Genomic DNA, 8,281 nt, shown 5'->3' with positions numbered 1-8,281 from the left:
GTTGGACGGCTCGCGGATGCGAAAGAGATTGCGTCTGCTGTGGCATACCTCGTCAGTGAGGAAGCTGGCTTCATCACTGGCGACGACCACCGGTGGTCGAGCCTGTCGAGACCCGGAGGGCCCGCTCTTCTGTGCCTGCGTCTGCTCTGCGCTACATCTGCTCTGCGCTACGCCTGCGGGCGGTCAGGCGCCGAGCACTACCACCGGGTCGGACGTCGGCTGCTCGGAGCCGGCCTCGGGTTCGACGGTAACGGCCATGCCGATGCCCTCGGAACCCTGGACCAGCGTCGTCGACTCGCCGTCCCGCACCGACAGCACGCCCGCGGACGAGACGCTCCCGTCCTCCGCGACCACCCAGAGCTGGTACGCCCGGTCGTCGGCGAGGTCGGGCAGGTCCGCGGCCCGGAAGAACATGTCGTCGTCGGCCACCAGGACCGAGGCCTGGCCGCCGCCCTCGACGGCCGCGCGCAGGATCGCGGCGTCGGGGTCGGCGAGCATCTCGGCGACCACCTGGGACTGCTCGCGCAGCCGGTCCCGCTCGGCGGTCACCTGGACGGCGATCGTCGTCGGGACGGCGATCGCGGCCGCCGCCGCGACGGCAGCCACCGCGGCACCCCAGCGCCGACGGCGGCGGGACGCGAGGTCGACGACGACGCCGTCCCCCGCCTCCGGTACCGCGTCGTCGAAGGGCGAAGCGCCCAGGGGCACAGCGGGATCGTCCGCGACCTCCGGGACCGCCGAGACGGTAGCGGCCGGAAGCTGCGGCGTGCTCTGCACGAGCTCGAGCACGCTAGCCCGCAGGGCTGCCGGGGGCTCGGCCTCGACGGCGAAGGCCGCCACGACGTCGCGGTACTCGTCGAGCGAGCGGCGCGCGTCGGCGTCCGACTCCAGCAGGTGCTCGACGGCGCGTCGGTCCGAGTCGTCGAGGGCGTCGAGGGCATAGCCGGGCAACAGGTCCCAGACATCTGCACGCGTGCTCCGCGCACCAGTGCTCGTCTCGTCAGCCATGTCGCACCCCCAGGCAGTCACGGAGCCGGTTGAGCCCGTCGCGGATCCTGCTCTTGACGGTGGGCAGCGCGGCGTCGAGCTTCTCGGCCACCTCGCGGTAGGTCAGGCCGCCGTAGTACGCGACGACCACCGCCTCGCGCTGGGTGGGGGTCAGGCCTTCGATGCAGCGGCGGACGGCGGAGCCCTCGAGGTTCCGCTCGACGTCCTCGACCACGATGTCCCGCGCCACGCGGCTGGTGTCCAGGTCCGTGTCCCGCTGGTCACGGTCCCGGCGTGCCTGCTCGGACCGCACGCGGTCGACGGCCCGACGGCGTGCGAGCGTCGCGACCCAGGTGCGGGCGGAGCCGCGGGTCGCATCGAAACGTGCTGCTGTCTGCCACACCTCCACCATCACCTCCTGGGTCACTTCTGCCGCGTGGTCGGGGTCGCGCAGGACGCCGAGCGACGCGCCGTAGGCTACCGGCCCGAGCGCGTCGTACACGGGCGTGAACGACGCAGGATCTCCTCCGGCGCACGCCGTGAGAAGCGCGTCGACGGCGTCGCGCGACGAGGTCCGGACTGGTGGTGAGGCCACCGCCCCAGTCTGCCCCACACCCACCCCCGATCGTCTCCGCACACATGGTTCGTCGCCGACCCGTTCCCGGATGGGGTGAACCAGGTCACCAGTCGTGGACGGAACCGTCCTGGAGGCGGTTGACCGGGAGGTAGCCCGGCTCGTACGGGTGGGCCGCCGCCAGCTCCTCGTCCAGCTCGACGCCGATGCCCGGGGCCTCGCCCGGGTGGAGGTAGCCGTCGTCGAACGTGTACGCGTGGCGGAAGACCTCGTTGGTGAGGTCCGTGTGCCCCGAGTACTCCTGGATGCCGAAGTTGTGGATCGCGAGGTCGAGGTGCAGTGCAGCGGCCATCCCGACCGGCGAGATGTCCTCCGGGCCGTGGATCGCGCTCTTGATCCCGCGCTGGCCGGCATAGTCGAACAGCTTCTTCAGGGGGCTCACGCCGCCGAAGTGCGTGACGGCGGAGCGCACGTAGTCGATGAGCCGGTCGTCGATCAGCGTCTGGTAGTCGAACACGGTGTTGAACACCTCGCCGATCGCCAGCGGCGTGGTCGTGTGCTGCCGCACCAGGCGCAGCGCGTCCTGGTCCTCGGCGGGCGTGCAGTCCTCGAGCCAGAACAGGTCGTACGGCTCCAGGTCCTTGCCGAGCCGGGCGGCCTCGATCGGGGACAGCCGGTGGTGCGCGTCGTGCAGCAGCGGCAGGTCCGGACCGAACTCGTTGCGGACCGCCTCGAACACGCGCGGGATGTACCGCAGGTACGCGGCGGTGTCCCAGTCCTCGACCACGGGCCGGGCGAGCACGTCCGGAGCGGACCCGTCGGCCGACGTCGTCGCGTGGACCCCGTAGACCGACTTCAGCCCCGGCACGCCGCTCTGGACGCGGATACTGCGGTAGCCCCGCTCCTGCATGGCCCGCACGGAGTCGAAGATCTCGGGCAGGCTCGCGCCGCTCGCGTGCCCGTAGGCCATGATCCGGTCCCGGCTGGCGCCGCCGAGCAGCTGGTACAGCGGCAGGCCTGCGACCTTCGCCTTGATGTCCCACAGCGCGACGTCGACGGCGGCGATGGCCGCCATGGTGACCGGGCCCCGGCGCCAGTACGCGCCGCGGTAGAGGTACTGCCAGGCGTCCTCGATCCGGTGCGGGTCCCGGCCGATCAGCAGCGGCGCGACGTGGTCGCGCAGATAGCTGACGACGGCTAGCTCTCGCCCGTTGAGGGTGGCGTCGCCGAGCCCTGTCACACCGTCGTCGGTGGTGATCTGGAGCGTGACGAAGTTACGGCCGGGCGAGGTGACGACGACCTTGGCGTCGACGATCTTCATGCGGAGACTTTCTGTTGGCGATTCAGGAGGCCGGGTCCGGCCTCTACCGACTTCACGGTGTTGCGGCGCGCACATGGCTGTGGCGCGTCACGCAAGTGAGGGCATGCGGGTCCCGTACCTTCGATCCGATGTCGTGCACGGGGCGGAACGAGAACGAATGATCTCAGCACGTTCGAGTCGTAACCTGGCCCGAACGGTGACGACCGTCGTGGCGACGCTGCTTCTGGCAGCGTCGTTCACGGCGGCTATCGCCGTGTTCGCAGCCTATGACGGGCGCCATGAGCGCACCGTGGAGCGCACCCCGGTGGAGGCCAGCGAGGGCCAAAAAGCTGTGCTGCAGTATCAGCACGTGCTTCGGGCGGTAGGTGGGGGGCAAGCCTCGTTCGTCTACATCGAACCGATCGATGGTCGAACGAGCCCTCCTCCAGGGCTCGCAGCCTGGCCGGACCCGGGCGAGGTCGTGATCTCGCCGTCTCTCGAGACCTATCGTGACCAGATCGATGGTGTCTATGGGACCGTGGCCGGGAGCGTCGGGGCGTCCGGGCTGTCGACGCCGACGGAACGGATCGTCTACGTTCGCCCCGCTGACGGGATACCGGAAGCTCAGTCCACTGGCCGCGGCTGGATCTCCGCCACAGGATTCGGTGGAGCGAATCGATCACTGATGGCCGGTGACGTCTGGACGGACAAGCCGCCGACACAGATCTTGACACTGATCGGTATCTTCGTCCTGGTCCCGGCGCTGGGGCTGGTCATTGTCGCGGTGCAACTCGGCGAAGACCGGCGACGGCGTCGCCAGACCGTGCTCGAAGCGCTCGGAGCCACTCCCCGGTACCTCGTTGGGCTGGAGGTCAGAGCCGCCGCCCGGCCAGCCCTGATCGGTGTGGTTTGTGCGCTAGGTGTCTTCGGCATCTCCTGCCTCACCGACGTCTTCCTCCCGGGCGTGGGCTATTGGTTGCTCGCCGCTGACATGCGAGCAGTCGCCTGGCAGGGAGGCTTGGCGTGCCTGGTGGCCGGAGCCGTAGTAGTTGCAGTCGCGGCTGTTGCATGCGCGCCGGCTCGCGCGCGCCAGATGACGCGGCCCCGTGGCCGCGAACCTCGTTACCCCGGCTACATCGCCGCAGTAGTCGCTGTCGCTTTCGGTCTCAGTGGGTTCCAAGCGATCAACTCCACGGCTACTGGCTCGCCCGATGCGCAGGCCTGGTTCGCACTCAGCACCCTCGTGGGGATCGGTCTCATGCCTCTTGTGTGCGGGTGGTTTGTCCGCACGTGTGGGCAGCTGGTCGCATCCATTGGGGCGGCCCGATCGCTGCCATCGTTGGTCGTTACCGGTCGACACCTCGACGCCGCGCCGCGGACAAGCGCGCGCATCGCCGGGACGGGTGCCGTCGTGGTATTCCTCGTTTCCCAGGTCGTTGCGACCGTCTCGGTGGGTTCGGACGACTTGCGCGCTGCGAACGCGGCCTACGCACGATGGGACGGGACCTATGCGACTGTCAGCCTGCCCTCCGTGCCAGCCGAGCAGCACGTCGTCGACCAGATCGTCTCTGGGACGGCCGCGAGCACGGTCGTCCTCCACCGCGGGCAACGATGGATCGAGCGGGACGGGACGTTCGAGATGGAGACAACCCTGACCAGCCCGACCGCAGCACTTCGCACGATCGGTCTGGAGCCTGGTATGTGGACTCCACAAGCGTTGGACGACCTTCCGCAGAATTTGGCCGCCGGGGCGGACAGCGTCGAGGTCGTCGCTGGCGATCCGGAGATCCTCAACGATACGGAGACGGAGCAGGACCTTGTCGTGGTCAACCCGGGTGGCGGCCTGTCCACGTCTGAGCTGCAAGCGGCTCTGAACACGATCGTCGCACCAGGCTGGCAGGTCTCGGGACCCGGCGAGACCTGGCGGGCTGGTGCGGCATCCGAGTCACACCAGATGCGCTGGGTTGCATGGTTTGGTGTCATCGGTGCCGCCATGCTGCTGGTCGCGGGGGTGATGCGAAACTGGCACGCAGTGGCTCAGGTCGCGCGCAAGACCTCGCGAATCACCGCGGTCTCAGGCAGGTTTGCACTTCACGCCCGGTGCGCGGCCGTCCGCGGTGGGATCGTCGCCGTGACGGCGGTCCTGGTCGGTGGCTCGGGCGCGGTCTACCTGTCCGGCGTGGTCGATGCCTCTGGTGTTGATGGAACCTCCGTGCGGGAGATCATCGGCCTGTTGTGCCTGCTGGTCATCGTCGCAACAGCCGCCTCCGCACTGCACGAGTGGCGCACCGGACTGCGTGCGGCGACGCAGTGGCGTCCAGGAAAGGAAGATGACTCATGACCGAGGTAGCGAGCATGCCTGAACAGTCCATCGCGCCCGACGAACACTCGCTGCTCGTCGACAACGTCTCGCACATGATCGGGCGTCAAACGATCCTCAATGGGGTCTCGTTCGCAGTTCGACCTGGAGCGTCCATCGCGGTGCAGGGGCGATCAGGGTCGGGCAAGTCGACTCTGCTGTCCATCATCATGGGTCTGATCGCCCCGAGCAGTGGTTCGGTGACCATCGCTGGCGAGCAGATTTCCTCAGCGTCTCGGACCCGACGAGCGCAGATCCGTGGGGCCCGTATAGGAGTGGTGTTCCAGCACGCCGAACTACTCGACGAACTGACCGTCAAAGAGAACATCCTGCTCCCGTCCTGGCTCTCAAAGAGCGATCCAGAGGTAGCAGCACGGCGAGCAGATGAACTCATTGAGCGCCTTGGCCTGCCGGGAGAGCGCTCGGCGACCGTCATCTCCGGCGGTGAACGACAGCGAACCGCGCTCGCACGCGCTCTGATCAACGACCCAGTCTTGTTGCTCGCCGACGAACCTACAGGCGCTCTCGATGCCGAGCTCCGCGAAGCCGCCGCGGAACTGCTGTTCGACATCCCTGCGCAAACTGGCTGCGCCGTCGTCATCGTCACCCACGACCCGGCGGTCGCACAACGAGCCGACCACCAGTTCACGCTGAGTGACGGCCACCTGACGATCTCAACCTGAGCCAGTTCGGCGAGCCTGGATACTGACGACGGGAGGCGCCAGTTGCAGCAAGCGCTCGTCGCGCAGCTCACTCATGCGCATCAAGGATCAGGTCAACCTCGGCCTCGGTGAGAAATCCACCTTCGAGCAGCACCTCGACGTCTTCCTCTGACGAACCGGGTAGAACACCATCGACAGGGTCGACGACACGGGGCAGCCAGGCCCTCATCTCCCGCAGACGTCGAAGCATCTCGTCGGTCGAGCACTTGCCCACGTGCCTCTCGAGGACGATCTCTTCGACTGACTCACCGACGCCCAGCACCTTGGCCCGAGCGATCAGCCGATGCACGGCGGACTGAGACATGTGCACTGCACGCGCGATGTCGCGCTGTGGCATTCCACCTTCAGCCGCGAGGTACACGCGCCGGGTCCGCTCGATCTCCGCCAGGCGCGCACGGACATAGGCCATCTTCAGGTCCGACTCATCAACACGGGCAATGTTGTTCGACATGGTGACCTCCTACCGCGAGACTAAGCGGTGATTCATTTTGAATCAAGCGCCTCGCACTGCTCGTAGGCGTAGGCGGCGGCATCGGGACCCACCAGGTCCCGGTCGCGGAGGATCGCCAGCGGGGCACGGTCCGGGTCAGCGCAGACGGCGTCGAACCCGTCGGGAAGGTTGTCGGTGTACTCGATCTGGAGCACGTGCTCCCCGTAGACGCCGGTGTACGAGCCGCACTCGTCGTAGGCCGCACACTCCTCGGTGACCGCGAAGTCGAATCCGAGCTCGCGGGCCGCAGTCGTCGCCTCGGCGGCGTTCTTCTGCCCGATGGCGAGGCCCGACTCGTGCGCGAGGTCGATGTACGAGCCGGCGAGCGCGAGGGCGGCGTCCTGCTCGATCAGGCCGGTGCTCGGCTCGGTGAAGCGGGTCCAGGTGTCGAGGTTGTCGATCTCCACCGCATCGAAGCCCGCGTCGGCACATCCCGTGATCACCTGGCCGAGGATGTCGACGATGCCGTCGCGCTTCGCCTCGGTCGACGGGTCCAGGACGTACTCGTCCAGCCAGTCCGGGTCGACGACGAGCTCCCCCGCCGCGTCATGCAGCAGGAGATCCTCGTTGCCGTCGAGCCAGAGGTCGGCCTCGCCGGGCTGGGTCTGGAACCCGTTGACGTAGCAGACGTTGTAGGCGCCCTCGGCGGGCTCGGCCGTCGCGTCCCGCACCACGACGTCGAGCCCGCCGTCCAGCTCGTAGGCGGCGCCGAGCTGATAATCGAACCGGCCGTTCGTCGCCGGGAGGGTCACGTCGGCGACGTTCACGGACGCGCTGTCCTGCCCGTCACCTTGATCAGTCTCTTGACCTGCACCGACACTGCCCTGGCAGCCCGCGAGCACGAGGACGGCGAGTGTCACGACGATCAGCTGAGGCATCTGCAGATCGTAGGCGCAGCCTCCGACACGGACACCGCCTCACGGGCAACCGATCATTCCGAGTGATCACTCACGCGTCGCCATAGGCCAGGGCCTACGACGGTGCGCTGACCGCCTCGGCGATCGGCGTCCCGCCGTTCCCGAAGGCGATGGTGCGCCCCACGGTCGTGCTGTCCGCGAGGACCGCCGCGGCGACCGCTGCGACGTCGGCGCGGGAGACCCGCCCGTCGCCCGGGTCGGCAACCTCGATGAGTCCGGTCGGCTCGTCCAGCGTGAGCGGGCCGGGCTGGAGGATCGTGTAGTCGAGGTCCGTGCCACGCAGGTGCTCGTCGGCCGCCGTCTTCGCCTCGGCGTACGCGAAGAACGAGTTGTCCTCCGGCACCCCGTGACCAGGACCGGCGCCGAGGTACGACACCATCACATAGCGCGACACGCCCGCCGCCTTCGCGGCGTCCATCGAGCGCACGGCGGCATCGCGGTCGACGGCGTAGGTGCGCTCCGGGCTTCCGCCGCCCGCGCCGGCCGACCAGACCACAACGTCCTGCCCGTCCAGGAGCGCGGTCAGCCCGTCGGTGTCGAGGTGCTCGACGTCGGCGACCAGCGGGATCGCTCCGGTGGCCGCGACCTCGTCCTGGTGGTCGGGATTACGGATCACGCTCGTGACGACGTCGCCTCGCTCCACGAGGAGAGGGGCGAGCCGGAGCGCGATCTTGCCGTGGCCACCGATGATCAAGACTCGGGACATGGTGCTTCCTTCCGTGGGGTTCGGCTCCAGGCTATGCCGGAAGCCGCTGCTTGCACGGACGGCGGCCTCGACCCGGTCGACGTCCCCGCGTTCAGCGGGCAGGAGCGGCGCGTTCACCGACTCGCGGAGCGCCGCGGCCTCGGCCAGCAGAGCCGCCGCGTCCTCGGAGGAACCCTCTGCGGCCGCGACCGCGGCCAGCCCTTCCTTGGCCAGCGCCACGGCGCGC

The 8,281-nt window shown here is 68.6% G+C and carries 8 protein-coding genes; 2 read left to right on the top strand and 6 right to left on the bottom strand.

Annotated features, from left to right (window positions below):
• Positions 1-183 precede the first annotated feature (183 nt).
• The 3 genes from AB0F70_RS22320 to manD all read right to left on the bottom strand — a co-directional run bounded on the left by AB0F70_RS22320 (position 184) and on the right by manD (position 2,882).
• Positions 184-1,008, bottom strand: coding sequence for an anti-sigma factor (locus AB0F70_RS22320; RefSeq protein WP_357453483.1), 825 nt, complete (start codon positions 1,006-1,008; stop codon positions 184-186).
• On the bottom strand, positions 1,001-1,582 hold the full coding sequence (gene sigK, locus AB0F70_RS22315) for an ECF RNA polymerase sigma factor SigK (RefSeq protein WP_357453480.1): 582 nt from the start codon (positions 1,580-1,582) through the stop codon (positions 1,001-1,003). The genes AB0F70_RS22320 and sigK overlap by 8 nt, the downstream gene beginning before the upstream one ends.
• Before the next feature lie 85 nt (positions 1,583-1,667).
• Positions 1,668-2,882 carry a D-mannonate dehydratase ManD gene (gene manD, locus AB0F70_RS22310; protein ID WP_357453477.1) on the bottom strand — a complete coding sequence of 405 codons (1,215 nt, stop codon included), beginning with the start codon at positions 2,880-2,882 and terminating at the stop codon, positions 1,668-1,670.
• A gap of 157 nt (positions 2,883-3,039) precedes the next feature.
• Here manD and AB0F70_RS22305 point away from each other — a divergent pair, with 157 nt between their 5' ends.
• Positions 3,040-5,202 (top strand): hypothetical protein, encoded by a 2,163-nt coding sequence (locus AB0F70_RS22305; protein WP_357453474.1) that lies wholly within the window; start codon positions 3,040-3,042, stop codon positions 5,200-5,202.
• Entirely contained in the window at positions 5,199-5,903 is a 705-nt protein-coding gene (locus AB0F70_RS22300) for an ABC transporter ATP-binding protein (RefSeq protein ID WP_357453471.1), read from the top strand. Before AB0F70_RS22305 ends, AB0F70_RS22300 begins: the two co-directional genes overlap by 4 nt.
• 67 nt (positions 5,904-5,970) lie before the next feature.
• Here AB0F70_RS22300 and AB0F70_RS22295 read toward each other — a convergent pair whose 3' ends face one another.
• The 3 genes from AB0F70_RS22295 to AB0F70_RS22285 form a co-directional block, all read right to left on the bottom strand.
• Positions 5,971-6,393 (bottom strand): winged helix-turn-helix domain-containing protein, encoded by a 423-nt coding sequence (locus tag AB0F70_RS22295; protein WP_357453468.1) that lies wholly within the window; start codon positions 6,391-6,393, stop codon positions 5,971-5,973.
• A 32-nt stretch (positions 6,394-6,425) separates the two neighbouring features.
• On the bottom strand, positions 6,426-7,310 hold the full coding sequence (locus AB0F70_RS22290; RefSeq protein WP_357453466.1) for an endo alpha-1,4 polygalactosaminidase: 885 nt from the start codon (positions 7,308-7,310) through the stop codon (positions 6,426-6,428).
• Between the two features lie 94 nt (positions 7,311-7,404).
• Positions 7,405-8,055 carry an SDR family oxidoreductase gene (locus AB0F70_RS22285; protein WP_357453496.1) on the bottom strand — a complete coding sequence of 217 codons (651 nt, stop codon included), beginning with the start codon at positions 8,053-8,055 and terminating at the stop codon, positions 7,405-7,407.
• Positions 8,056-8,281 lie beyond the last annotated feature (226 nt).

It is taken from the genome of Promicromonospora sp. NPDC023805 (assembly GCF_040639635.1).
In the GTDB taxonomy this organism is placed as follows: domain Bacteria; phylum Actinomycetota; class Actinomycetes; order Actinomycetales; family Cellulomonadaceae; genus Promicromonospora.
Note: the sequence above shows the minus strand (reverse complement) of the source record. Positions and strands in the feature narration are given on the sequence as shown.